Origin of the sequence: Pandoraea sp. NPDC090278 (assembly GCF_044772185.1) — a bacterium.
Classification (GTDB): domain Bacteria; phylum Pseudomonadota; class Gammaproteobacteria; order Burkholderiales; family Burkholderiaceae; genus Pandoraea.
In genome coordinates, this window is the sequence record NZ_JBIVYJ010000008.1 from 204641 (window position 1) to 230628 (window position 25988).

Below are 25988 nucleotides of genomic sequence, written 5' to 3' on the forward strand. Positions count from 1 at the left end.
TAATTCTGGCGCGCGTCTACCTTAACTCGGGCGAGATGGCGAGCTGCCAACCAACGCAGCGCTACCGCCCATAATGTAGCTCTCCAGCTGGTCGATTGTGAACTGCTGCTCGGAGATGATGGCTTTGACCAGGTCGCCGATGGACAGTAGGCCCACCAGTTCGCCGTCCTTCATGACAGGCAAGTGACGAATACGGTGTTCCGTCATCAGCGACATGCACTCTTCGTTGGTCTGTTCGGGGCTGACGTAGCGCACTGCGGAGGTCATCACGTCGCGCACGGGCGTGTTGACGGAGGTTCGTCCCATCAGCGCGACTTTGCGGGCGTAGTCGCGCTCGGTAAAGATGCCGACGATGGCGCGATCGTCTTCGCTGACGAGTACCGCGCCAATGCGGGCTTCGGCCATCAGGGTCAGGGCATCGAGTACCGAATCGGACGGCCGCACTTTATATACCGTGTCGACCGATTTGGATTTCAGGATCTGAGCGACTGTTTTCATGGTCATTCTCCTGCGGGCTACGGGTACTTACAGCATAGTTGAGTGCGCGCTGCGCGTCACATCCGCGTTGACCCCGAGGGAAACCTGGCCGCCGACGAGCCTCATTGGTGCATTGCGCCACAATTAGGCGACAAAAGCGTTCAAATGGGCTTGTGCGAGCCATATTTTCCACACGGGCGACGGAGAAAGGCGTATCCTTCCCGGATCGGCGAAAATTCGCCGATCATCGCCTGACGATCGCGAAATGCTTTATCGGCGCCGCTGACAGCCATGTCCTGCGAGCCGGATCACTCGCTGTGCCGATGACGCAGACCGAACCGGTCTTCGCCCTCCCGACACGCACTGCTCGTCTTTGTGGCACTGCCGCAATGTGCCTTGTTCCTTCGAACCATCGCCGCTTTCGGTGCACCGTTTGCCTTCGTGGCCGGTCGACCGGGTAGGCTCCTTTTGGCGTTCGATGTGCACCCCCGCTAGTTTTCAGGGTGCGGGGACGGTATTGGCGAACGAACTTACAGTAACACCGGTGCTGCGCCCCTCGCGAGCGGCACCCTCAAGAGGACACGATATTGGCCAAGGAAGAACTGATCGAATTCAGCGGACACGTTTCGGATGTGCTGCCGGATAATCGCTTTCGCGTTACGCTCGAAAACGGCGTGGAAGTGGTGGCATATGCGAGCGGCCGCATGCAGAAGAACCGCATCCGTATTCTCGCGGGTGACCGCGTGACGCTGGAAATGTCGCCCTATGACCTGAGCAAGGGCCGCATCAACTACCGTCACAAGAATTAAGTCAGCGACGACGTCTGGCTTTTGCGCGCCAGTCTTTGCCCATCGCGGGCATAGCCGTGGCGCGCATAGAAGCGATGCGCGGCGACCCGATGGTCGCTGCTCGTCACTTCGAATTTCTCGCATCCCCGCTCGTTGAACCAAGCGTGAGCAGCCGCCATCAGCGCGTGCCCGACGCCCGAGCCTCTCGCACTCTCCTCTACCACCAGCGCTGTAATGCGCCCCAGCCGCCCCGCCAGATGAAACATGGTGAGCGCGTGCAATCCGATACATCCCACAATCTGTGCGTTCTCGTCCACGGCGACGAAGGCTGCGTCATCCCCATCGGCATTCGATAGCGCGATATTGCGACGAACGATGTCGAGCGGTGTCTCGTAGCCCAACTGCGCGAGCAGCGTGACGATGCGGGGTGCGTCGTCGTGCGTGGCGCGACGTGTGCTGGGCGTAGGCGTTGGCATCGGGATCGGAGGCAGGGTTGGAACGGACAAGCGCTTGCGCGCCGGTTTCAGATCAAAGTTGTTCGAACCGGTCGAAACGACGGCCGGTGTACTCCACTTCGCTTTCGAATTCCATGACGCGCGCGCCGGGCGGTCCGCGCCGCATCCATTCGAGCATCTTGTCGACCTGATCGGGCGTGCCTTGCACCATGGCGAGAATGTCGCCCTCGGGCAGTGCCTGCACCCATCCGCGAACGCCGATCAGATGCCCCTCGCGCACGGCCGCATGACGGTACCCCACGCCCAGAATCTTGCCGCGCAGACGCACAGCCACGGTTTCCAGCGAAGCGCTGCCGGAGGAAAGAGACTTCATCGCATCGAATCCCGTTAAACCTTGCCCGGCACGAGCCGAATGCGCGTGATTTCCGACGGCGCGCCGAAGCGCTTCGGCGGTCCCCAATAGCCCGTTCCCCGGCTCACATAGATGGCGAGACGCCCGAGACGATGCAGCCCGTGCACGAACGGTTGTTGCAGCGGCACGAAGTACATCCACGGCCAGAATTGTCCGCCGTGCGTGTGTCCGGAGAGTTGCAGATCGAATCCGGCTTCCTGCGCGGCGGGGGCGCTACGCGGTTGATGCGCGAGCAGCACGCGCGGCACGCCTTCCGGTGCGCCCGCGATGGCCGCCTGCGGATCGCTGCGCTTTTCCGGATCGAATTGATGGGCGGTGAAGTCCGTCACGCCGGCCACCGTCAGCGACGCCCCTTCATGGTCGAGCACCACGTGCTCGTTTTCGAGGACGGTCAGACCGATGCGTCGCAATTCCGCGACCCACGCCGGTGCGCCCGAGTAGTACTCGTGGTTGCCCGTGCAGACGTAGGTGCCGTGGCGTGAGGTCAGTTGGCCGAGCGGCGCGATATGGTCGCGTAGCGCGGGCACGCCGCCGTCCACCAGATCGCCGGTGATGGCAACGAGATCCGGCTTGAGCGCGTTCGACGCCTCGACAATCGCTTCGATATAGCGGCGTCGAATCGTCGAACTCACATGAATGTCGCTCAACTGGACGATGGTGAAGCCCTTGAGCTCGGACGGCAGGTTGGCGATCGGAACGTCGACGTCGACCACGCGGGCGAGGCGTCGTGCGTTGTAGAAGCCCAGCACCGTCGATGCCGCCGTCAGTATCAGCACGATGACTGCCGAACGGGTGACGAGCTGCGCGTCGAGTACCGAGAAGGCCATCGCGACGCCGAGTACCACGTCACGCAGCAGCGTCAGCACGAAGAGCGACGAGAAGATGCCGATGGCCGTCATTCCGGTCCACGTCAGCAGTGTGGCGAGCGGTTCTTTCTGGATGGCGCGGCTCATCAGACCGAGCGGAATCAGGACGGTCGAGACGGCGAGCCACAACCCACCCAGCACCTTCCAGCCCATGGCCACCGGCAACGGTGTCAGCAGACGCCAGCCGATGTACGCGTGCAATAACGCGATGATGGCGAGCATCAACCAGCGCGGACGTGCGGGGAGTGTGCGCTTCGACGGCTTGCCGTGCGTGTGACTCGCGCCGGGCGGCACGTCTGACGTCTGGGAAGCCTGTGAGGATTGGGACATAGCGTTGTCGGATCGAAATTCGGGGGCGGACCTGGCCGTTATGCGGGCGCGACGTCCGATTGCAAGAGGCGGACGCTCAAATCAGCGCTTCGGCACGATTTCCGCCGTGCCAGGTCACGCCTTGGTTGCCGGGTACTTCTGCGCGTTCAGGACAAGTTTGTCGGCGACCGCGCGATTCAGGTCGATGCTGAGCACCATCGTCAGACGCACCAGATACATCGTGATGTCGGCGAGTTCCTGCTCGACGTGCCGCGCCTCACTCGACTGCATGACGGCGTTGGCCTGCGCCTCGGTATGCCACTGGAAGATCTCGACGAGCTCAGCCACTTCGACCGACAGCGCCATCGCGAGGTTCTTGGGCGAATGGTACTGATGCCAGTCGCGGGCATCGGCGAAGGCTTGCAGTTCGGCCGCGAGACCGGCGGTATCGATGAGCCGGGCGGTGGGATCCTTGGGTTCGGCGGACATGGGATTCGGAACTTGGAAGTGGGTTATGGTAGCGCGTTGGCGCAAGATACGCCGTTTAGCATCTGTGTGATCATCCTTGGAACGTTCTTCCTCCCAGATCTCTCGATCCTGCGCCGAGCGCGATGCATTGACACCGCCGCGCGTCACACTCCTGCCCTCGGGCTGGCAATTCGATGCGCCACCGGACACGCCGATCCTGCTCGCCGCACAGGCTGCTGGCATCAAGCTGCCGAGCCTGTGTCGTAACGGAACGTGTCGTGCTTGTTTGTGTCAGGCACAGACGGGTGGGGCGAGTGCGCCGGTGACGTATCGGATCGAGTGGCCCGGTCTGTCGCGCGACGAGAAGATGCAGGGCTGGCTGCTGCCGTGCTGCGCGTACGCCAGCGCCGACCTCGTGATCGACGCGCCCGATGCCGTGCGTGCCGCGCTTTGATAAACTTGCCGCTATCTGGCGCTCGCCTATGAGCCGTCATAACCGTTTCAGGATCAGGAAAGCCGAATGGCACAGTACGTATTCAGCATGAACCGCGTGGGCAAGATCGTGCCGCCCAAGCGTCACATCCTCAAGGACATCTCCCTGTCGTTCTTCCCGGGCGCCAAGATCGGCGTGCTGGGCCTGAACGGTTCGGGCAAATCGACGCTGCTCAAGATCATGGCCGGCGTCGACAAGGAGATCGAGGGTGAAGCGATCCCGATGGCCAACCTGAACATCGGTTATCTGCCGCAGGAGCCGCAACTCGATCCCGAGCAGACCGTGCGCGAAGCCGTCGAAGGCGGCATGGGCGAGATCATGGAAGCCCGCACGAAGCTCGACGAAATCTACGCCGCGTACGCCGAGCCGGATGCCGACTTCGACGCGCTGGCCGCCGAGCAGGCCAAGTACGAAGCGATCCTCGCTGCGAGCGACGGCAACAACATCGAGCAGACGCTGGAAGTCGCCGCCGACGCGCTGCGTCTGCCCGCATGGGACGCCAAGATCGGCGTGCTCTCCGGTGGTGAGAAGCGTCGCGTGGCGCTGGCGCGTCTGCTGCTCTCGAAGCCGGACATGCTCCTGCTCGACGAACCGACCAACCACCTGGACGCCGAATCCGTCGACTGGCTCGAACAGTTCCTCACGCGTTTCCCGGGCACGGTCGTCGCGGTCACCCACGATCGCTACTTCCTCGACAACGCGGCCGAGTGGATTCTCGAACTCGACCGGGGTCACGGCATTCCCTGGAAGGGCAACTACAGCTCCTGGTTGGATCAGAAGGAACAGCGCCTGAAGCAGGAAGAGTCGAGCGAATCGGCACGTCAGAAGGCGCTCAAGAAGGAACTGGAGTGGGTGCGTCAGAACCCGAAGGGCCGTCAGGCGAAGTCGAAGGCGCGTCTTGCCCGTTTCGACGAGCTGAACAGCCAGGAATACCAGAAGCGCAACGAAACCCAGGAAATCTTCATCCCGGTGGGTGAGCGTCTGGGTAACGAGGTCGTCGAGTTCAAGAACGTGTCGAAGGCTTTCGGCGACCGCCTGCTGATCGACGATCTGAGTTTCCAGGTGCCGCCGGGCGCCATCGTCGGCATCATCGGCCCGAACGGCGCCGGTAAGTCGACTTTCTTCAAGATGCTCACGGGTCGCGAGCAGCCGGACAGCGGCGAGATCAAGGTCGGTCCGACGGTCAAGATGGCTTACGTCGACCAGAGCCGCGATGCGCTGGACGGTACGAAGACCGTGTTCGAAGAGATTTCGGGCGGTGCCGACGTGCTGACGGTGGGCAAGTACGAAACGCCGTCGCGTGCCTACATCGGCCGCTTCAACTTCAAGGGCTCGGACCAGCAGAAGCAGGTCGGCTCGCTCTCCGGTGGTGAGCGCGGTCGTTTGCACATGGCCAAGACGCTGATCTCCGGCGGCAACGTGTTGCTGCTCGATGAACCGTCTAACGATCTGGACGTCGAAACCCTACGTGCACTCGAGGACGCGCTGCTCGAGTTCGCCGGTTGTGTGATGGTCATCTCGCACGATCGCTGGTTCCTCGATCGTATCGCCACGCATATTCTGGCCTTCGAAGGTGACTCGCATGTCGAGTTCTTCCCGGGCAACTATCAGGAGTACGAGGCCGACAAGAAGAAGCGCCTCGGCGAGGAGGCAGCAAAACCGAAGCGAATCCGCTACAAGCCGATCGCGCGGTAATGCAGGAAAAGGCGCCGCAAGGCGCCTTTTCTGTTTGTGCGGCGGCCGGACCCGCCCATCGATGCGGGGACGTCCGCCATCAGCCAGTGTTCGACGAGCCATGTGCACGCGTTGCTTCGCGTCGCATGGTCCGCCATTTTGACGAATCAGGAGTGTGCAAATGAGCCAGTCGGTGAATCAGTTGAATGGGAAAGTCGCGGTGGTGACGGGGGCTGCCAGCGGCATCGGGAAAGAGATTGCGCTGACGCTGGCGCGTGCCGGTGCGGCCATCGCGATTGCGGATCTGAACCAGCAGGGCGCAGACGCCGTTGCCGAAGAAATCAAGGCGGCCGGTGGCAAGGCCATAGGCGTGGCGATGGACGTGACCAACGAAGAGGCGGTGAATAGCGGCATCGACAAGGTCGCGGAGACCTTCGGTTCCGTCGACATCCTGATCTCGAACGCGGGCATTCAGATCGTCAATCCGATCGAGAACTACGCGTTTTCCGATTGGAAGAAGATGCAGGCGATTCACGTCGACGGCGCGTTTCTGACGACCAAGGCGGCGCTCAAGCATATGTACAAGGACGACCGCGGTGGCATCGTCATTTACATGGGTTCGGTGCACTCGCATGAGGCGTCGCCGCTGAAGTCGGCGTACGTGGCGGCCAAGCATGCGTTGCTCGGTCTCGCCCGCGTGCTGGCCAAGGAAGGCGCGAAGCATAACGTGCGCTCGCACGTCATCTGCCCGGGCTTCGTGCGTACACCGCTCGTCGACAAGCAGATTCCCGAGCAGGCCAAGGAGCTTGGCATTTCGGAAGACGACGTCATCAAGAAGGTGATGCTCGGCGGCACGGTCGACGGCGTGTTCACCACGGTCGACGACGTCGCCCAGACGGCACTGTTCCTCGCGACGTTCCCGAGCGCGGCGTTCACCGGACAGTCGTTCGTCGTGAGCCACGGCTGGTTCATGCAGTAAGCGCACGTGGCAGTTCGCCGTCCTGGCAGCGACTTTGCCAGGGCGGTGTTGATCATCAGGCAGCAAGCATCAGGAGAACGGTCATGACGGCCAATCCGCCCAAAGTCCCCAAACGCGCCATCGATCTACCGCCGTACGAGACGGTGGCGCTCGTTTTGCAGGGGGGCGGTGCGCTTGGGGCCTATCAGGCGGGCGTGTACGCCGGTCTGTACGAGTCGGGTATCGCACCGAACTGGATCGCTGGCATCTCCATCGGTGCGCTGAATACGGCGATCATTGCGGGCAATGCGCCGGAGCGTCGCGTCGAACAACTCGAAGCGTTCTGGCGGACGATTTGTGAGCCTGCGGTCTTCCCGCCGCTCCCTGCGCCGTTCGAAGCCGCCATCCTCAACGGCCCGGAGTCCGGACGCATTGCTTACAGCGCCTGGCAAGCGTGGCGCGCGATGACGGAGGGGCAGAAGGGCTTCTTCACGCCGCGCTGGCCGCAGCCGTTGCCGACCGCAATGGGCGACCCGGCGCATGCGAGTTACTACGACACGTCGGCGTTGCGCGGGACGCTGGAGCGGTTCGCCGATTTCGACCGGATCAATGCGCGCGAGATTCGCGTGTCGGTCGGTGCGGTCAACGTGCATACCGGCAACTTCGTGTATTTCGACAATACGCGCGAGACATTGCGGGCGGAGCACTTCATGGCGTCGGGCGCGTTGCCGCCGGGATTCCCGGCCGTGGAGATCGACGGGCAGTACTTCTGGGACGGTGGCCTCGTGTCGAACACACCGCTCTCGGAGGTGCTGGGCACGTCGCCACGCCGGGACACGCTCGCGTTTCAGGTCGACCTGTGGAGTGCGCGAGGACCGTTGCCGGACAATCTGAACGACGTGGCGGGACGGCAGAAGGACATCCAGTTCTCAAGTCGCACTCGTCTGGTGACGGACAACTTGCAGCGTGCCCAGCACTATCGACGCGTGTTGCGCGAGGTGCTGGATCGCGTGCCCGCGGATGTCCGTGCACGGGATCCGTGGTGTCATGCGGCGGAAGAGATTGCGTGCAGCAAGCGCTACAACGTCGTGCAGCTGATTTATCGCAACAAGGAATACGAGGGGCACTACAAGGACTATCAATTCGGACTGTCCACGATGCTCGATCACTGGGCCAGCGGTCTCGACGATGTCCGTCGCACGCTGGCACATCCAGATTGGCTAGCGATGCCGGATGACGCCCGAGGCTTCATCACGCACGATATTCATCGTCATGAAGTGATCTGAGGAAGCGCTCCGAGAAAGCAAATCTTGGGAGTGCACCGAAAAACAAAAAACCGGCGTGAGCGGGTTTTTTGTGCGATTCGGATGGCCCCACGTGGGTGAGGCCAAATACATACCTAGCGTCATCACCAGTATGGAAGCTGGGAGAGGAAGTTTAGGGCAACGGCGAAAGTATAATCGTTCGGCTCTGGAATACCACCCCTGCGGCGTGCCCCCCGACACGCCGCAGGGCCCTGCACCGGCGCTCGCGAATCCACCGGTTTTGCTTCGGTACTACATCCCGCGCTTGCCGCTTCCTCACCCTTGAACTGCCTTGTTGCTCCTACTCATTGCGCCAACGCCGTCTCCAGTCGCATCTTGAGCGGCTGAAGATCGAGCAGCATCGCCGTGCGCGCAGCGCCGTCCGCCGTCGGGAGTTCCACCGCTTCACGCATGTCGTTGCGCATCTCGTGCGTCGCACGTCCGAGCAGCACGGCCGGGACCGGCAACTTGTCCGCTTCGTCCAGCGTGACGATGTTCTCGATGGCGTCCACCAGCAGCCCGAACTTGTCCTTGCCGTGTTCGATGACCAGAATCTTGCGCGCCTGCGCATCGTCCTGTATCGGCATGCCGTAGAGCGCACGCAGATCGACGATGGTCACCAGCTCGCGCCGTAAATTGAGCATGCCGCGCACGAACGACGGTGCACCCGGCGCAGGCATCACATCCGGCGAGTCGTGAATGATCTCGCGCAACTGGTCGAGACGCACCGCGAGCATGTGCTGCAAACGGAACGACACATACGCGTGACGCGTCCCGCGCGACGACTTCGCGCCTCGCCACGCGGCCTCCCCGGCCTTCGCCCGTTGCGCCGGATCCGTCTCGCGATACAACTCGCGATGCCCGCGCGTCAGTTCGAGCACCTGCGAATGCGTGAAGAGTTCGTCGGCGTTGAGCAGCACGATGTCGTTCGACGTGACGGTCGCACCTCCTGCTTCCGACGGCTCGCGGGGAATGCATCCCGCAAAGAGCTGCGCGTGCGATGCGCTGAACGACGGCATCGCCAGCAACTCGTCCGCGTAATAGGTGACGATGCTGTCCACCGCGTCGACCAGCAAACCGAAGTGCACGTCCTCCTGTTTGACGATCAGAATGCGGCGCGGGTCGGACGCCGTCCCTGCGATCTCCGGCTCCGGACGGCTTGCCTGCAACCCCAGAAAATGCGCGAAGTCGATGACGGGCACGACCGTGCCGCGCAGGTTCAGCATGCCAACGCAAAAGACACTCGCCAGCGCCGAGTTCTGCAAATCGGGGATGCGGATGATCTCGCGGATCGCGCTCATCGGCAGCGACAGACGTGAGTGTTCGACCGTGAACGACACGCATTGCAGCCGTTGCCGCTGCTGGCGGCGCTGCGGCGCACTGAGCGCCTGACGCGCCAGCAATTGCGGCATGTTCTCGATGTGAACGAGCGCACCCGGCGCGAGGATCTGCAAAATGCGGTCGCCGCCATCGAGCTTGATAGCGCCGGATACCACCTGCGGCGCAACGTGCGACGGATCGTATTCGAATCCCGTGCGCTGCGACGCCCGCACACGCAGAATCTCGCTCGTACTGTCGAACAACAACCCGACGCGAATGCCTTCGACATCGACGATGGCGATCTTCTCCGTCACCGGCGCGGCATTGCTGGACCCGGCACCCATGACGTTCGTTGCGCCAGAGATCGCCAGCAACGGCTTCAGATCGACGATGGGAATGAGCGTGCCGCGCAGGTTGAACAACCCCAGCAGAAAGGCAGGCGAGAGCGGCACCGGCGTAATGCGCTCGGGAAAATTCACGACCTCCTGCAACGCCGCAATCGGCAACGCAAATTCGACGTCGCCCAGATGAAACGAGCCGAACACCTCGATATCGTCGGGGGCGGCGTTGCGCGCTTTCGTTGGTGTCGCTGACGTCGTCGGCGTTGCGTCGGCAGACGTTAGCGATTGCGGCGTCATGTCCATCGGCGCGTCGTCAATTGACACATCTGGCAACGCATGCGCATCCGGTGACGGCGAGTGCACGGCATCACGCACGCGAGTCGTCACGCCTGGGAGCGGACCGTAGCCGCATCCGCCACCCTTAAGACCTTGATAACCCTGATAGGGCGATACCGTGGGCGGCAGGACGGTCGTGCCCGCGACGGCGTCGCGCTGGAGAAACGGAAATCCCGGTGTCCGTGCATTCATGATTCACGTCCCACGAGTCTGAGAGCGGGGCGACGCGGCACGGCGGCACCCCCGTTCGAGCCAATGGTGCGCACGTGAAACGCGTGACGCGCGCAATCGATCAACAGTTGCCGTCCGACTTCCCCGCCGACTTCGACGTGGACGATCGGTATGCCCGTCTCGGCGATCAACGCCTGCGCCATCTTGGCATTCGCCACGCCGATCAGGCCATGCTTGGCCGGTGGCTGATGCGGCATCATGTTGCCGCCACCGGCGATCACCGCTTCGATTTCGCTGCGGCGCGCGCCGTCCGCTTTCATCAGCGCGAGCAGCGACGGCACCGCCTGCGTGACGTACTTCGCACCGATGGCCAACGTTGGATTCGGCGCTTCCGGCAGCAGGCAGTGTGCGAGGCCGTATAGCCCGCGCGAGCGCCACATCAGCCCGATGCCGACGCACGAACCGAGGGTGGCCCGCAGCACGTCTTCACCGCGCCCGATGCGCACCTCGCCCATCAACACCTGAATGTCATGCGACGGCCCCATTCGATGCCCCCTGATTGCGGTAAATGAGCGGTTGCTCAAATTGATAGCCGGTGGACAGTCGCGAGAGCGACTCCGATTCGCCGACAATCAGCACGCCTTCGGGGGTAAGCGTGCGACGTACGTTCTCCAACACCCGCTCCTGATCGCCCGTCTCGAAATAGATCAGCACATTGCGCAGCATGACGAGGTCGAACGCCTCGCGACGCGCCAGGCGCTGGTAGAGGTTGTGCTCGCCAAACGTGATGTGTGCACGCAACTCGGGCGCGACCGTGAACCCGCCAGCGCTTGGACGGAAATACTTCGCGAGCATGGCCGGACGCTGTTGCTTGAGACCATCAATGCTGCGACCGCCGTAGTTGCCAGCCATTGCGACGGCCAGCACCTGGCTCGAAATGTCGGTCGCGTGGATCTGGTAATGGAAACCCGTGTGACGCGCCCGAAATTCCTCGCAGATCATGGCGGCGGAATACGACTCCTCTCCCGAGGAGGCAGCGGCCGACCACATATGGAAGGCGCGTCCCGGATTGGCGGCGTGCCAGCGCGGCAGGTAATGCTGAGCGAAGTAATCCCACACGCGCGGGGTGCGGAAGAAGGTGGTTTCGTTCGTCGTGACGAGATTCACGAAGTTGCGAATCTCGTCCGGCGTGTTCTCAAGCAGCGCCAGATAGTCGCGATAGCAGCGCAGCGATAGCGTGCGCAGGCGCGGGCGCAAACGGCCCTGCAACATCGTCCACTTCTTCTCGTTCATCGAGATGCCGGTATGCCGGTGAACAGCACGCAGGAGCGCTTGCTGGGTGACGGCGTCGGCGTCGGCTTCGATTTCCATATCGGGCCCTCTTGGCGGACGTGGGTTCCAGTGCGGCCAGTCGGTCGGCCGTCACCGGAAAAATACCGGCGAGCGTATTCCCGGGGTGCGAAGAATGGGGCTCGCCGGGTAAGGCCTACACCTTGAACCTCGAGACGGTGTGATCCAGTTCCTCTGCCCCCTGATTGAGGCCAGTCGTCGCCTGGGCGATGGTCTCGCACGCGCCCGCCGACTTCTCCGTCTCTTCCGCCACGTGCTGAATCGCGAGACTCACTTCGCGCGCGGCGACGAGCTGCTCTTCGGCGGCACACGAAATTTCGGAGATGGCCTGCGTGGTCCGCGACACACCGCTCACGATCTTCTCGAACGCTTCGCCTGCCTGACGCGACACGTCGCTGCCCTGCGACACGCGCTTGGTCGATTCGTTGATGAGCTTGGAGATTTCCTTGGTGGCTTGCGACGAGCGCTCGGCGAGCTTACGGACTTCGTCTGCCACGACCGAGAAACCGAGGCCGTGTTCGCCCGCGCGCGCCGCTTCGATGGCGGCGTTGAAGGCGAGCAGGTTGGTCTGCCCGGCGATCTCGCCGATCACTTTCACGATCTCGCTGATGTCTTCCGACGACTTGTTGATCAGCTCCATCGCTTCGATGGACCGGGCAATCGCGCGTGAGCCGGTTTCGGCTTCGTGCTGCGTCGACTTGGCGAGTTGGTCGGCACCCTTGGTGTTGTCGGCAATCGAGTTGATCGACGCCGTCAGTTCCTCGATGGACGCGTTCATCTCTTCGACCGTCGCGCCCAGCGCTTGTGCACCGGTCGCTACCGTATTGGCACGATCTGCAATGTCGCGCGACGCGCCGGAGAACTCGCCCGCCGAGTTGACGACCTTGCCGATCACGCCGCGCAGGTCGTCCATCATGTGACGAATGCCTTCGGCCAACTGATCGATGGGATCGGTGCCGTTCACCGCAATGGCGCCAGTGAGGTCACCGGCAGCCGCGCGGTTGACGGTGTCGAGCAGCAGCGCGACTTTGCGCTGATCGTCTTCCGCGCGACGCTTCACACTCGCTTCGAGCTCGACTTGTTGGGTGATGTCGGTGGCGAACTTCACGACCTTGTAGGGACGGCCGTTCGCATCGAGGATCGGGTTGTACGTCGCCTGAATCCAGATTTCACGTCCGCCACGACCGAGGCGCTTGTAGCGTCCCGCATCGAATTCACCGCGATTGAGCTTGGCCCAGAAGTCGCGGTACTCGTTACCGGCGACGTAGTCCTGTTCGCAGAACATGCGGTGATGCTTGCCGCGAATCTCGTCGAGCGAGTAGCCCAGCGTTTTCAGGAAGTTGTCGTTGGCCGTGATGACCGTGCCATCGAGATTGAATTCGATGACGGCCTGCGCGATGTCCATCGCGCGAACCTTGCCTTCGAATTCGGCCTGACGCGTGCGGTCGGCGGTGACGTCGGTGGCGAACTTGATCACCTTGTACGCCACGCCGTTCGCGTCGAAGACCGGGTTGTAGGAGGCGCGGATCCACACTTCGCGTCCGCCTTTGCCCAGGCGTTTGTACTCGCCGGAATCGAATTCGCCGCGACCGAGCTTCGCCCAGAAATCGCGATAGGCGTTCGAGGCGGTGTAATCGGGCTCGCAGAACATGCGGTGATGCTGGCCCTGAATTTCATCGAGACGATAGCCGACGGTCTGCAGGAAGTTCTCGTTCGCGTGAAGAATGCGCCCCTGCAAATCGAACTCGATGACGGCCTGCACGCGGTTGAGCGCGGCGGTGACGGCCTGTAGTTCCTGTTGTTCCATCTGGAATTCAGGCGTGGCGATTTCCATGACTTTTCCCCTGATACGCTTGCCCCGGCGCGTGTCGTGCGGCCGTCACGAAAGGGATGCTGCGTTCCCCCAATTGAATACGCAGTCCTCTATAGACGCGATTACGACAGCGAAGGAGTCAACTTGAGATCGGTGCGTACCCGCATGTGGTTTATGCCGATAAGGTTGAAAATCGCTTCGAAAGGCGCATCCAATAAGGCTTTAAAGATAAATGAAACACAAAGGAAGTCGACGCTGTTATAGCGTCGATACATTTCAAACGCACAGATGAAATGAGAAAAGCTGAGCGCCTGCACATTCGCGGTGCAGGAAAGAGTCGCGATCACGTGTCGGAGATTGGGCTCCGCAAGGATCGGAAAGATTTGAAAAAAAGCCTCCTCCCGTGTCTGCAACGGGAGGAGGGTTTGAGTCAAAGCCGCACTCTTCGGGGCAATTGAAAGGGCGACGCTTATCACTATGCAAGCGCCATGCCAGACAACGGGGTCTCGCGAAACCCGCGTCGTTGCTGGTTTTGCGAATAGTCGCGGTATCGGTGATGGGCCGATGTTACGGCCACACGCAGCGCGTGTTACGTAACAAAGTGCGACACTTTCCCCGTTTGGCAACCTTCGCTTACACGGCTTACAGACGCGTGATGGGCTTCCTACAGGGGCGGCGATATAAAGAAAGCGAACGGATTCGCGTTCTTACCTGTGGAGTCAGATCATGAAGTTAGTCGTCGCCGCGTTGCTTGCTATCACGCTTGCCGGATGCGTTGTCGTTCCGGCACGACCGTATTACGGAGGGGGTTATTACGGACATGGGTACTATCGATATTGAAATATTTACGGCTGAAGTTTTTTCTCGCAGCATCGGAAGTGTTTTGTTTGATGAACTACGAAGCGATTCGTCGCTTTAATACGAGGTCGTAAATGACTCGAATGGCGATGAATGCCTGAATGCGCGATGGCGCATGAAGCGTCGATAAATTGTCGAAGCTTCATGCGTGCATTGCATGGGTCGACGCAATCCGTTCGCAGCGACGTTCGTCAGAACGACGTTTTCAACGATGGACGTGCTTAAAAGTGAAAGCCCCGCAGGTCAATCGACCAGCGGGGCTCTTCTTTGACGCTGTGTGGCCGTAAAGGCCCGGAATTCTAGCGATGGCGATAGTCGCGACGATCGCGATGGTCCCATCCACGGCGATCCCAGTCGCGATCGTGATGCCAATGGCGCGGCGGCGGGCCTCGCCAGTAGCGCGGGGGCGGGCCATATACGACGGGAGGCGGAGCGACCATCATCGGTGCCGGTGCGGCGTAGACGGGCGGCGGGGCGTAGACCGGACCCGGGGCCACGATGGCCGGGCCGGGAATGCCGATGTTGACCGACACGTCGGTGCGCGCGAAAGCGCTACCCGACACGACGACTGCGGTGAGTCCCGCGAGGGTGGCGGTGGCCATCCAGAAACGACGTTGCATCTGTTCTCCTTATTAAGCGCTGCGCTGTGTGTGCTGGCGCGCGATCCGTAGTTGAAATTCTACGGACGAGGAGGCACTGCCGGTGCTACGGCGGCACTACAGATGTAACAAGGCGTAAGGGTGAAGAAGGTAAGCAGACCTACCGGCGTTCGTGGTCTCGCGGCGCGAGAAAACTTGCCGGACGGCGACCGCGTCGTTCTGAGGTCGCGAAGTAGGACGGACGACGCAAATCGTGCGTGTCGTTCGGCGAACGCCAGTACGGTGTGCGCGGCGTGCCGAGCAGATCGCCGGGACGGTGTGGGGAGAGCGGCGGTACGGCAGCAGGCCAGGCGACGTTGCGCCAGCGCGCGCCCGCAGGCACAACGAGAACCAGCATGACGAACACGAGCGTCACGACGGCGTAGACGACAACAGGCGAGAGGGTGGGCTCCATGACAAACTCCGGTCGCGTACATGTCACACCACTGGGGGGATGCGTGTTGCGGTGCGCCGTCCAGGGCAAGTGTATTCACGAGAAAGCACCCTGGAGAGACGCAACCATGCGGTCCGGCACGCAAAGTGTGGCGTTTTCACTATAGTCCATGCGGGTCTTGCTGACACTCGGTTGATGCCACGCAGGTTGCAGGACTACACTACAGGCGCAGTTTCCCGAATGCCATCACGACTTTGCCGTCCGGGGGATCGAGATGAACCAGGCGATGCTGGATCCCACTTCTGCCGTCGACTCCACGGCACACGGGCGGGCTACGCCCGCTGCACCGCCGGTCACGCCGGTGGCCATCGATCACGTCGCGTATCCCAGCTATGACGCGACGCTCACGCACCGATTCTACGTCGACGTGATGGGTTTCACACTCGCAGGTGCACAGACTGGCATGAGCCGGTTGTGGGGCAAGCCCTATCTGCTCGTCAGCTATCAGATCGAACCCGGACAGGCGCTGGCGTTTTTCAATTGCGACGGCCTCGCGCCCGAGCCCCATTCCGACACGCCTGCGACCCAGATCCATCACGTCGCGTTACGCGTGCGCGACCTTGAAGCGCTGGAGCGCTGGAAGGCGCGTCTCACTGCCCACGAGGTGCCGTTTGCCATCGAGCGGCATGGCGATGGTGAACATCTCTATCTGCTCGACCCGAACGAGATCATGCTGGAGTTGTGCGTGCAGACACCCGAGTCCGCCGCAGGACAATCGCAGGGCGCGCTCGACACGCTGCAACGCTGGGTCGACGGCGTGAGATAAGAAAGAGGGAGGGGGATACTGCGTGTGCCAGAAGAGACGGCGCGCGCGACGCTCAGCCTTCGACGTCCTTGCCCAGACCGTCCCAGCTTGAGGCGACGGGCGGCGCAATTCCGAACAGATCGATCACGCGGGCGACGGTGTCGTCGACCATCGCATCGAGCGATGCCGGGCGGTTGTAGAACGCGGGGAGAGGCGGGTACACGATGCCGCCCATTTCGGTGACGGCCGTCATATTGCGCAGATGCGCGAGGTTGAAGGGCGTCTCACGCACCATCAAAACCAGACGGCGGCGCTCCTTCAGGGTGACGTCGGCGGCGCGGGCGATCAGATTGTCGGACAGCCCGTGTGCGACGCTCGCGAGCGTCTTCATCGAGCAGGGCGCGACGACCATGCCAGCCGTGGCAAACGATCCGCTGGCGATGTTCGCGCCGATCTCCCGCACGCTGTGGTACTGATCGGCAAGCGCCTGAACGTCCGAGCGTTCCAGCCCGAGTTCGTGGCGCAGCGTGAGCCAGCCTGCGCTTGAGACCATCAGATGCGTTTCGACGCCGCCCATCGCACGCAGGCGTTCGAGCAGGCGCACGCCGTACACCGCGCCCGTCGCGCCGGTAATGGCGACGATCAGACGCGACGGTGCGGACGTTCGGGCGACACCCGTCGATGAGGTCGATAGGGTCATCGACTGTCGATCGGAGAGATCGGGCGCTAACGAAACTTAGACGAGTTCGGCGATGATCTGCTTGAGTTCGCCGCTCTGGTACATCTCCATCATGATGTCCGAGCCGCCGATGAATTCGCCCTTGATGTAGAGCTGCGGAATCGTCGGCCAGTTGGCGAATTCCTTCACGCCCTCACGGATTTCGTTGTCTTGCAGCACGTCGACCGTGAACAGGTCGTTGACTTCGCATGCCTTCAGGATCTGCACGGCACGGCCCGAGAAGCCACACATCGGGAATTGCGCGTTGCCCTTCATGAAAAGGACGACGGGGTGCTCGGAGACGATTTGCTGGATACGTTGCTGGGTAGTCATGTTCGGAAGCCCGTGGGGATGCCGGAAAGTCGGCGTATCCGGCATTTTAGCGGTTTTCCGCGCCGCCCGTCGGCGGCCGCTCCGATGTCCGCTCAGGGGCGGCGTCCGCCGGTGGTGCGCTCAATGCCCGCGAGGTCGCGCTCGGAGACTACATCCGCGAAACCCGCCGCCGTACAAAGCGCCCGGACATCGGCTGCCTGATGGTAGCCGTGCTCGCACAGCAGCCAGCTATCGGGCAGCAGCCGCGACGGTGCACCCGCCACGATGACGCGCAGGGCGGCGAGGCCGTCGGCGTGATCGGTCAGGGCGTCGACCGGCTCGAAGCGCAGGTCGCCCTGCGAGAGGTGTTCGTCGCCCGACACGATGTAGGGTGGATTGGAGACGATGAGGTCGAACGGTGCCTCGTCAGAGGGCAGTGCCTCATACCAATCGCTCGCCAGGAACCGAACGCGACCGTCCAGCCCGAGTTGCCGGGCGTTTTCGCGCGCGACGTCGAGGGCGTCGGCGGATCGGTCCAACGCTGTGACGCGCGCATCGGGACGGCTATGGGCGATGGCCAGCGCAATCGCGCCGCTGCCGGTGCCGAGATCGAGCACGCGTGGCGTCTGGCGTCCCTCGATACGGGCCAGCGCCAGCTCCACGAGCAGTTCCGTTTCCGGCCGGGGGATGAGGACCGACGGACTGACATTGAGCGTCAGGCCGAAGAATTCCCGCGTGCCGGTGAGATAGGCGATGGGTTCGCCCGCCACGCGACGCGCATGCAAGGCCCGGTAGACGGCGACCGTCTCGGGCGCGAGCGGCTCACGGTCGCGGGTGATCAGTTGGGTGCGGCTCCAGCCGAGCACGTGCGAGAGCAGAATGCGCGACTCCATGGGGGGCAGCCCCGGCTCGCGTAGCAGCGTCGCGACGGTGGCCACCCCGACGGGCGCTGCGCTGCCGTCTTGCGTGTTCTGCCCATCCGGCGTCATCAGGCCGCCTCGCCCAGCGACGCCAGCAGTTCGGCCTGATGCTCGGTCACCAGTGCGTTGATCATCTCTTCGAGATCGCCGTCCATGATGTATTCGAGCTTGTAGAGCGTGAGGTTGATGCGGTGATCCGTCATCCGCCCCTGCGGGAAGTTGTACGTGCGAATGCGCTCGGAGCGGTCGCCTGAGCCAATCAGGCTCTTGCGCGTGGCGGCTTCCTTCGCTTGCTGCGCACGCAGTTGCGCATCTTTGATGCGCGCGGCGAGCACCTTGAGCGCCTTGTCCTTGTTGCGGTGTTGCGAGCGATCGTCCTGACACTCCACGACGATACCCGTCGGCAAGTGCGTGATGCGCACGGCCGAATCTGTCTTGTTGACGTGCTGACCGCCTGCGCCTGACGCACGGAACGTATCGATGCGAATGTCGGCCGGATTGATTTCGACGTCGGCAACGTCGTCCGCTTCCGGCATCACGGCTACGGTGCACGCGGACGTGTGAATGCGGCCCTGCGTTTCGGTAGCGGGCACGCGCTGTACGCGATGGCCGCCCGACTCGAACTTCAGACGCGAGTAGGCGCCCTGACCGACGAGCCGCACGATGACTTCCTTGTACCCACCCAGATCCGATTCGCTCGCCGACATGATCTCGACCTGCCAGCGCTGACGCTCCGCATAGCGCGAGTACATGCGCAGCAGATCGCCTGCGAACAGCGCCGATTCGTCGCCGCCGGTGCCTGCACGGATTTCGAGATAGATGTTGCGGTCGTCGTTGGGATCGCGCGGCAGCAGCATGCGTTGCAGCGTGCCTTCCAGATCTTCCATGCGGGTGCGGGCGTTCGCGGCTTCGTCTTCGGCGAACTCGCGCATCTCGGGATCGGATGCCATTTCCTGTGCGGCCGCCACATCGCCCAGCGCCTGACGATACTGCTGATATTGCGCGACGACGGGCGCCAGCTCGGCATGTTCGCGCGTGAGCTTGCGGTAGTTGTCCAGGTCGCGGGTAACGTCGCCCTGGCTCAATAGGCCATCAAGCTCGACCAGACGTTGCGTCAATTGGTCGAGCTTGGCTTGCATGCTCGCTTTCATCTATTTGTCGGCGGATCCCGAGGTGCGGAACAGTTCGGGAATGAGGTGAAGGATTTGCTCGCGCGAATCGCCGCGCGCCGTATTGAGCGCGTGCGTCGGGCCGTGCAGGAATTTCTTGGTGAGGGACTGGGACAGGGCTTCGAGCACGGCGGCAGGGTCGTCGCCACGCGCCAGCATGCGCTGGGCACGCTCAAGTTCGGCCACACGCATGGCCTCGGCAGTGCCGTGGATATCGCGAATGACCGGCACGACGCTGCGCGCGTCTAGCCATTGCATGAAGTTCTGCACGCGCGTCTCGATGATCGCTTCGGCTTGCGCAACCGCTGCCTGACGCAGCGCGTTGCCTTCGCGCACGACTGCGCCGAGGTCGTCGACGGTGTACAGGAAAACGTCGGCCAGACGACCGACTTCCGGTTCGATGTCGCGCGGCACGGCCAGATCGACCATGAACATCGGCTTGTGCTTACGGGCCTTGATGGCGCGCTCGACTGCGCCCAGCCCGATCAGCGGCAACGTACTCGCTGTGCAGGACACGACGATGTCGAACTCGTGCAGCCGTTGCGGCAACTCCGACAGACGGATCGCCGTGCCGCCCAGACGCTCGGCGAGCTTCTCGCCGCGTTCGGCCGTCCGGTTGGCGATGTACAGGGCTTTCGGATTTTGTGCGGCGAAGTGCGTGGCGCACAGGTCGATCATCTCGCCCGCGCCGATGAACAGCACCTTCTGCGTGCTGATGCTCTCGAAAATACGCTGCGCGAGACGCACCGCCGCAGCGGCCATCGACACCGAATGCGCACCGATCTCGGTCTGGCCACGGACTTCCTTGGCCACCGCGAACGTGCGCTGGAAAAGCTGGTTCAGATACGTGCCCAGCGCACCGGCCTCGGCGGCGGTGCGCACGGCGTCCTTCAACTGCCCGAGAATCTGCGTCTCACCGAGCACCATCGAGTCCAGACCGCTGGCCACGCGAAAGGCGTGACGCACGGCGTCGGACTGGGGCAGAGCGTACAGATGGGGGGCGAGGTCGCTGGCGGGAATGTTGTGGAACTGGGACAGCCAGTGCACCGCGCGCTCACGCGCTGCGGCGTCGTCCGTCACGCAATAGATCTCGGTGCGGTTGCACGTCGAGAGGATCGCGGCCTCGGGCGCGCTCAACTTGCCGCTGCCGGTCCACAGACTCTTGAGGCCTGCCAGCGCAGGCTCGATCCGCTCGAACGGAAACGCCACCCGTTCGCGCAGCGAGACGGGCGCCGTGTGGTGGTTCAGGCCGAGAGCGAGCAGTTGCATGGTGTGGGGGATCTAATAGCCCCTGATTATAGCGCGTCGACGCGATGCCCGTTTCATTGGCCCCGCGTGCCCGCGCATTGGGACAGCGTGCCCCATCATCGCGCAGCCGTCGGGTTTTGACAAATAGTCATCCCTTATACCCGGCATAGCGAAGGCCCGCGCCGGGACGAGGACAGGGCGAAATTCTCTTGATATATCAGGCCATTGACGTCGCCGGACGACACGTCGCCATGGGCTTGGGATATCGAGTGCAGGTCTTCGGAAATCGGGTCTATACTGCGTTCGGGTTCCCGTCCTTGGAGATTCGTCATGGGCATCATCGGCACTATCGTGGTCGGTCTGATCGTCGGTCTCATTGCACGCGCCCTGCACCCCGGGCGGGACAGCATGGGCATCATCATGACGATCATCCTCGGCATCGCGGGCGCACTGCTCGCCAAGTATGTCGGTCAGTTTCTCCACCTGTATTCGGAAGGACAGTCCGCAGGCTGGATCGCTTCGATCATCGGCGCCATTGTGCTGCTGGCGATCTATGGCGTGATCAAACGCAATCGCGGCACGGCGTGAGCGCCATCCGCCCGATGCCTCGTCGGGCGGAAATTCTCATTGGGTGATAATTCAGCGCGCTTTGCGCTGCGACGATAGGTCGCAAGTTCGCATCGGATTTCGCGACGGTGCGCGTCGTTCTGCGGCAACGAGGCCAGTCATGCCGACGTGACGTGGAAGTGGCGAGCTGCCGTGTTCGCAATTTCGTCACCCGGAACCTTCCAAACCCTGGACCGGATCAGGGTCTTGTCTGTGCACAGCCTGCGAATCCGCAACGGGCATGGGCTGTGTGGAGCGCGCTTGTCCGTACCGATGAGCGTCATACGTGTTTTGCCGCATTCAGCTATGCTTGTCGCCATCGCCAGGCCCAAGTCGTCTTGACTACGCGTGCGGCACGACCGCCACGTTCGATCCCCGTCTTCCGCCATCTGGCAGCGGCGGCTGCACCCAAGATGGGTGTCGCGCCTTTCTCGCAAGTTGTTACGCCGTATCCCCCACTTCAAAAAAACACATGTCTGCGACACGCAATTCCGTGCGGCCATTGATTGTGGCATCCGTCATGGCGGCGACCTCTATGGTTGCCATCGAAGCCACGATCATTTCTACGGCCATGCCGCAAATCGTGGCTCAACTCGGTGGCCTGAATCTCTATAGCTGGGTTTTCTCCGCCTTCCTTCTCGCGCAAACGGCTATGACCGTGGTGTTCGGCAAGCTTGCCGATATCTACGGACGCAAGCCGGTCATTCTCGTGGGCATCGCCGTGTTTCTCGTCGCCTCGCTGGGCGGCGGTTTCGCCTGGTCGATGCCTGCGATGATCGCGTTCCGCCTGTTGCAGGGCGTGGGCGCGGCGTGCATTCAGCCGGTCAGTCTGGTGATCATTGCCGACTACTACCCGATCAGCGAGCGCGGCAAGGTGCAGGGCTATCTGGCGAGCGTCTGGGCTATTTCGGCGGTGCTTGGCCCGATGCTGGGCGGTCTGATCATTCGCGATATGTCGTGGTCGTGGATCTTCTGGCTCAACATTCCGATCGGTTTGCTGGCGGCGGCGGGCTTCATCGCGTATCTGCACGAAGAGGCACCGCGTCAGCGTCCGAGCATCGATTACATGGGCGCTGTGTTCTTCACGATTGCCGTCGCGGGCCTGATGATCGCGTTGACGGATGCCAATGCCTTCACCGACACGCACGTCTGGGGTGGTGTGCTCGCCTGCGTTCTGGCGTCGCTGTTGTTCGTCTGGCAGGAGCGTCGCGCGAAGGATCCGATGATCTCGTTCGCACTGTGGAGCCGTCGTCCGATTGCAGCGGCCAATGCGGCGACGCTGCTCTCGGGCATGGTGCTGATGGGCCTGACGACCTTCCTGCCGATGTACGCGCAGGGCGTGTTGCGTCAGACACCGGTCGTCGCCGGTATGGCGCTGACGATGATCATGGTCGGCTGGCCGATCGGTTCGACGATTGCGGCGAAGACGTTCACGCGTTTCGGCCTGCGTCGCGTGCTGGTCGGCGGCAGCTTGCTCATGCCGGTCGGGGGCCTTGTCTTTGCGTTGCTCGGACCGAGTAGCTCGCCGATGCTCGCCGGTTTCGGCTCGCTGATCATGGGCTTCTCGATGGGCACGGGCAGCGTCAGCGCGCTGGTGCTGATTCAGGAACTGGTCGGTCCGTCGGAGCGTGGCAGCGCCACGGCGTCGAACATCTTCTCGCGTAACCTCGGCAGCACGCTGGGCGCGACGCTCTTTGGCGCTGTGCTTAACTTCGGCCTGACGCATTCGAGCGGACTGGCACCGGTGACGTCGGACCAACTGCGTCACGTGCTGGAAGATCGCGGCGTGTCGTCGCTGGCCGATCAGGCGATTCGCGCAGTGCTGCAACACTCGCTGCACTTGACGTTCCTGTCGATCCTCGCGATCTCCATTGGCGTGATGCTGCTGTTCATGCTGGTGCCGACGAATGCCGTCGATAGTGCTCGCGGCAAGAAGCGCGACAAGCCGGAGTTCGTGCCCGGTGGCCATTGAGCCGAACGGCCTGACTTCGTAACGACAGTTCTCGAAACAGCCGGTGGGGCGTACCCACCGGCTGTTTTTGTTTCCGGCGATGCGGCTGGCTTACCTCATCAACGAGAGGTCTCCGGCACGAGGTGCAAACGCGATTCCGTCGCCGCTTCCACCGCCTCGCGCGAGTACGGCAGCTTGAAGTACTCGCCGTCGAGCCACTTCTGCGCCAGATCGCGATAGTGCGGGCTGTCGGGGTTGCCCGATTCACCCGGCAAGTTCATCGCACGCGTGTTGTCCCAGTTCCCTACGTCGACCACGATCCGGAAGGACGGCCCGTTTGTCTGACGGAAATCGCTCACGCGGTACGTCGACTGATTCGGTGTAAACGGACTGCCGCCCTTCGGCAACGGACCGACGTTGAGCTTGGCGCGCATCTCAGCGTCCACGGCGTCGGCGAGCGGGTGAGCGTTCAGGTTCGTCTGGAGCTTGCCCCACTGCCAAGCGCTCGGATCGGCCCCTTGCAGCTTGACCATCTCGTCCCACGCGTCGCCAAGGCTCGCGAGCAGTACGGCATCGCGTTTGGCGGTAGCGTTCTCGCCGAAGCGGGCGGCCGGTTGCTCGAGCGCGTCGAGCATCGATGCCGGGTCGGGTGCGCCGAACGTGTCGGCGGCGGCCTTCGGCAGCACCGCGTTCTTATACGCGCGACCCAGATGACGGCTGAACCAGACCTCTTCGAGCGCGGCCTGCGCCGAGTCCGCACCCATGTGCGCGTCCCATCCCTTCAGTAGCTGAAGCGCCGAGGACGTGCGCAGATCGTTACTCGACAGCGGTGCGAGCAAGGCCATCAGACGCCGCGCCGGAATCGACACGATGTCGTTCTGCAACTGCTCGGAGTCTTCCAGCGTGACCTTGTCCTTTGCCTTCAGCACTTCGTCGATGCGCGCATGCCGGGAGCCGTTCGTCCACTCGAAGCCGAGCTTGCGCTGCGCGTAGGGATAGCCTGCGGGCATGTTCATCTCGTTGGACGTGGTGAAGTAGCCACTTGCCGGGTTGTACGCGGACGGCAACTGATCGCGACGCCAGAAGCCTGCCCACTCATAGCGTCCGTCGCCGGGCACGGGCATGAGGCCATCCCAGTTCGGGCGAATCGGTGCCATGCCGCTCGGCACCCATCCGATATTGCCCGAGGCATCCGCATAGACCTGATTGACGGTCGGTGCACCCCACGTGTCGAGCGCCGTCTGGAACTGCGCGTAGGTTTTCGCGCGCATATAGCGCATCGCGTCGAAGTATGGCGACATGCCCGGTTCCAGCCATGCGGTGCGTACCGCATAAGCGCGATGCTTCGCGGCATCCACATAGATCACCGGGCCGTGCTTCGTGAACTTGAGGTCGGTCTGGACGGGCGCGCCGTCGCGCACTTCGATCGTCTCGTGCACGGTGCGCATCGGCACCCACTTGCCACGGTAACGATACTGGTCGGGGTTGGCAGGATTGAGTTCGTAGACGTATAGGTCTTCCTGATCGATGTTGAAGATGGTGAGACCGAAGGCGATGGTGCCGTTGTGACCGATGGCGACGCCGGGAATCGCAGGCTCGCCCGCGCCGATCAGGTTCAGCGTGGGCGTGCTGACCTGCACGATGTAGCGCAGACTCGGCGCGGCATAAGCGCGGTGCGGATCGTTGGCCATGATGGCGCGCCCCGTGGCCGACTTTTGCGGCGAGACGACCCAGTTGTTGCTGCCTTCCGCCGATTCGGTGGAGACGTCGTAAGGACCGCTCTCAGCGAGCTGGACGATGTCGGCGTTGGCGCGTTGCAGCGAATCCTTCGTGATCTTCACGCCTTGCGTGGCGAGGTCGAAGACCTTGAGCAGGTCGTCCGGCAGGCAGGGATCGAGTCCGTCAGGCACCTGCGTCTTCCACGCGGGTTGCAGGCCGACGCGCACGCTGTCGGCATCGAGCGATGCGCGGCACACGACCTTGGCGCGTGCCACTTCGCTCTTGAGGTTGCGCGTGAGGCCGTGGCTGCGAATACGCGCGATGTCCTCAGCCGACCATTTGGCTGGCCAGTAGCCGACCTTGCGGAATTCGTACGGCATCTGATCGGGGTTCCGCGCGAGCCAGTCTATGTAGGCGTTCACCCCGGCGGCGAACGCTTCCGCCGCCGGTTTCGCGTCGGGGCCGTAGCGGCGCCACTCCGTCGCCATGTCGCCCCGGTAGACGAAGCGTCTCGCCGCATCGTCCTGCGCCACGTAGGCGCGGCCGAACACTTCGGAGAGTTGGCCGAGCCCACGGCGTCGCCAGAGGTCGATCTGGAACAGACGATCGCGTGCGGCATTGAAACCTTGCACGAAGAAGCCGTCTCGCTCATTGGCGGCAAAGATGTGCGGCACGCCGTTGCGATCGATCAGAATGTCGGCAGGTTGCGACAGTCCGACAACGGTCAGCGTTTGCGAGGGAGGTGAGGCGGATGATGCCGTAGCATCGGCAGCATGCAGGGACGCGCTCCACGTCGTGACGGCAAAGGCCAGCGCACCGGCGGCGTGAATGGCATTGGGGCGTTGCATTGTCTTCCTCCTGTTATTGGACGGCTTCTTCTTGTTGCGACATCTCATGCGACATACCTCGCGGAATACCTCGCAATCCTAGACGTCTCATTCAGGCACGCAACCCAAATTCAGAAGAAATGGCATAAATTCTTAATCGTCCAACCCTGACGGGCACATGCGCCGATGTTGCAGTGCAAGCTATTGGCACCCTGATGTGCGTGTGCTGGTATTGTCAGGCGAACCGCTTTCGTCGTCATTCTCAGTGAGTCAGTCCCGATGCCGGAT

The 25988-nt window shown here is 62.6% G+C and carries 26 protein-coding genes; 8 read left to right on the forward strand and 18 right to left on the reverse strand.

Annotated elements, in window-relative coordinates:
* Positions 1-21: 21 nt before the first annotated feature.
* A complete protein-coding gene (locus tag ACIQWO_RS25150; protein WP_402830025.1) occupies positions 22-498 on the reverse strand; it encodes a CBS domain-containing protein in 477 nt (158 codons plus the stop codon).
* A 566-nt stretch (positions 499-1064) separates the two neighbouring features.
* Here ACIQWO_RS25150 and infA point away from each other — a divergent pair.
* The gene (gene infA / locus ACIQWO_RS25155; RefSeq protein ID WP_039393473.1) at positions 1065-1286 is read left to right on the forward strand and encodes a translation initiation factor IF-1; all 222 of its coding nucleotides are present in this window, start codon (positions 1065-1067) and stop codon (positions 1284-1286) included.
* Here the strand turns inward: infA and ACIQWO_RS25160 are convergent.
* The 4 genes from ACIQWO_RS25160 to ACIQWO_RS25175 form a co-directional block, all read right to left on the reverse strand.
* Positions 1283-1741 carry a GNAT family N-acetyltransferase gene (locus ACIQWO_RS25160; protein WP_402830028.1) on the reverse strand — a complete coding sequence of 153 codons (459 nt, stop codon included), beginning with the start codon at positions 1739-1741 and terminating at the stop codon, positions 1283-1285. The genes infA and ACIQWO_RS25160 overlap by 4 nt on opposite strands.
* Positions 1742-1793: 52 nt before the next feature.
* Positions 1794-2093 (reverse strand): acylphosphatase, encoded by a 300-nt coding sequence (locus ACIQWO_RS25165; protein WP_402830030.1) that lies wholly within the window; start codon positions 2091-2093, stop codon positions 1794-1796.
* A 14-nt stretch (positions 2094-2107) separates the two neighbouring features.
* Complete coding sequence (locus ACIQWO_RS25170) at positions 2108-3220, reverse strand: metallophosphoesterase (protein ID WP_402830166.1); 1113 nt, start codon at positions 3218-3220, stop codon at positions 2108-2110.
* Positions 3221-3442: 222 nt separating this feature from the next.
* Positions 3443-3796 carry a nucleotide pyrophosphohydrolase gene (locus ACIQWO_RS25175; protein WP_402830033.1) on the reverse strand — a complete coding sequence of 118 codons (354 nt, stop codon included), beginning with the start codon at positions 3794-3796 and terminating at the stop codon, positions 3443-3445.
* Positions 3797-3872: 76 nt separating this feature from the next.
* Here ACIQWO_RS25175 and ACIQWO_RS25180 point away from each other — a divergent pair, with 76 nt between their 5' ends.
* From ACIQWO_RS25180 to ACIQWO_RS25195, 4 genes are all read left to right on the forward strand, one after another.
* Positions 3873-4229: a 2Fe-2S iron-sulfur cluster-binding protein gene (locus ACIQWO_RS25180; RefSeq protein WP_402830035.1), complete on the forward strand. Its 357-nt coding sequence runs from the start codon at positions 3873-3875 to the stop codon at positions 4227-4229.
* 66 nt (positions 4230-4295) lie between these two features.
* Positions 4296-5963, forward strand: a complete 1668-nt coding sequence (gene ettA, locus ACIQWO_RS25185) for an energy-dependent translational throttle protein EttA (protein ID WP_039393466.1) — start codon at positions 4296-4298, stop codon at positions 5961-5963.
* 172 nt (positions 5964-6135) lie between these two features.
* Positions 6136-6921, forward strand: a complete 786-nt coding sequence (locus ACIQWO_RS25190; protein WP_402830169.1) for a 3-hydroxybutyrate dehydrogenase — start codon at positions 6136-6138, stop codon at positions 6919-6921.
* Positions 6922-7004: 83 nt separating this feature from the next.
* Positions 7005-8186, forward strand: a complete 1182-nt coding sequence (locus ACIQWO_RS25195; protein ID WP_402830038.1) for a DUF3734 domain-containing protein — start codon at positions 7005-7007, stop codon at positions 8184-8186.
* 323 nt (positions 8187-8509) lie between these two features.
* Here ACIQWO_RS25195 and ACIQWO_RS25200 read toward each other — a convergent pair whose 3' ends face one another.
* From ACIQWO_RS25200 to ACIQWO_RS25230, 7 genes are all read right to left on the reverse strand, one after another.
* A complete protein-coding gene (locus ACIQWO_RS25200; RefSeq protein ID WP_402830040.1) occupies positions 8510-10393 on the reverse strand; it encodes a chemotaxis protein CheW in 1884 nt (627 codons plus the stop codon).
* On the reverse strand, positions 10390-10917 hold the full coding sequence (locus ACIQWO_RS25205; protein ID WP_233328528.1) for a chemotaxis protein CheD: 528 nt from the start codon (positions 10915-10917) through the stop codon (positions 10390-10392). Before ACIQWO_RS25205 ends, ACIQWO_RS25200 begins: the two co-directional genes overlap by 4 nt.
* Positions 10901-11743, reverse strand: a complete 843-nt coding sequence (locus tag ACIQWO_RS25210) for a CheR family methyltransferase (protein ID WP_402830043.1) — start codon at positions 11741-11743, stop codon at positions 10901-10903. The genes ACIQWO_RS25205 and ACIQWO_RS25210 overlap by 17 nt, the downstream gene beginning before the upstream one ends.
* A 115-nt stretch (positions 11744-11858) precedes the next feature.
* Positions 11859-13556: a methyl-accepting chemotaxis protein gene (locus ACIQWO_RS25215; protein ID WP_402830046.1), complete on the reverse strand. Its 1698-nt coding sequence runs from the start codon at positions 13554-13556 to the stop codon at positions 11859-11861.
* A gap of 101 nt (positions 13557-13657) precedes the next feature.
* Positions 13658-13969, reverse strand: coding sequence for a hypothetical protein (locus ACIQWO_RS25220; protein WP_402830049.1), 312 nt, complete (start codon positions 13967-13969; stop codon positions 13658-13660).
* Between the two features lie 723 nt (positions 13970-14692).
* Positions 14693-15013 (reverse strand): hypothetical protein, encoded by a 321-nt coding sequence (locus tag ACIQWO_RS25225; RefSeq protein WP_402830052.1) that lies wholly within the window; start codon positions 15011-15013, stop codon positions 14693-14695.
* 139 nt (positions 15014-15152) lie between these two features.
* Positions 15153-15446 (reverse strand): hypothetical protein, encoded by a 294-nt coding sequence (locus tag ACIQWO_RS25230; protein ID WP_402830054.1) that lies wholly within the window; start codon positions 15444-15446, stop codon positions 15153-15155.
* Positions 15447-15711: 265 nt separating this feature from the next.
* Between ACIQWO_RS25230 and ACIQWO_RS25235 the strand changes: the two genes are divergently transcribed.
* Complete coding sequence (locus tag ACIQWO_RS25235) at positions 15712-16251, forward strand: VOC family protein (protein ID WP_402830057.1); 540 nt, start codon at positions 15712-15714, stop codon at positions 16249-16251.
* Between the two features lie 52 nt (positions 16252-16303).
* Here ACIQWO_RS25235 and ACIQWO_RS25240 read toward each other — a convergent pair whose 3' ends face one another.
* The 5 genes from ACIQWO_RS25240 to hemA form a co-directional block, all read right to left on the reverse strand.
* A complete protein-coding gene (locus ACIQWO_RS25240) occupies positions 16304-16930 on the reverse strand; it encodes a UbiX family flavin prenyltransferase (protein ID WP_402830059.1) in 627 nt (208 codons plus the stop codon).
* A gap of 36 nt (positions 16931-16966) precedes the next feature.
* Positions 16967-17281: a Grx4 family monothiol glutaredoxin gene (gene grxD / locus ACIQWO_RS25245; protein ID WP_402830062.1), complete on the reverse strand. Its 315-nt coding sequence runs from the start codon at positions 17279-17281 to the stop codon at positions 16967-16969.
* A 92-nt stretch (positions 17282-17373) separates the two neighbouring features.
* Positions 17374-18249 carry a peptide chain release factor N(5)-glutamine methyltransferase gene (gene prmC, locus ACIQWO_RS25250; protein WP_402830064.1) on the reverse strand — a complete coding sequence of 292 codons (876 nt, stop codon included), beginning with the start codon at positions 18247-18249 and terminating at the stop codon, positions 17374-17376.
* Entirely contained in the window at positions 18249-19331 is a 1083-nt protein-coding gene (prfA, locus tag ACIQWO_RS25255) for a peptide chain release factor 1 (RefSeq protein ID WP_402830067.1), read from the reverse strand. The genes prmC and prfA overlap by 1 nt, the downstream gene beginning before the upstream one ends.
* Complete coding sequence (gene hemA, locus ACIQWO_RS25260) at positions 19332-20618, reverse strand: glutamyl-tRNA reductase (protein WP_402830069.1); 1287 nt, start codon at positions 20616-20618, stop codon at positions 19332-19334.
* A 309-nt stretch (positions 20619-20927) separates the two neighbouring features.
* Here hemA and ACIQWO_RS25265 point away from each other — a divergent pair, with 309 nt between their 5' ends.
* Together ACIQWO_RS25265 and ACIQWO_RS25270 are read left to right on the forward strand one after the other, a co-directional pair.
* Complete coding sequence (locus tag ACIQWO_RS25265; RefSeq protein WP_233328537.1) at positions 20928-21185, forward strand: GlsB/YeaQ/YmgE family stress response membrane protein; 258 nt, start codon at positions 20928-20930, stop codon at positions 21183-21185.
* 490 nt (positions 21186-21675) lie between these two features.
* Positions 21676-23175 carry an MDR family MFS transporter gene (locus tag ACIQWO_RS25270; RefSeq protein ID WP_402830073.1) on the forward strand — a complete coding sequence of 500 codons (1500 nt, stop codon included), beginning with the start codon at positions 21676-21678 and terminating at the stop codon, positions 23173-23175.
* 98 nt (positions 23176-23273) lie between these two features.
* On the opposite strand, the gene ACIQWO_RS25275 is transcribed toward ACIQWO_RS25270, so the two are convergent.
* Positions 23274-25721: a penicillin acylase family protein gene (locus ACIQWO_RS25275; RefSeq protein WP_402830075.1), complete on the reverse strand. Its 2448-nt coding sequence runs from the start codon at positions 25719-25721 to the stop codon at positions 23274-23276.
* Positions 25722-25988 lie beyond the last annotated feature (267 nt).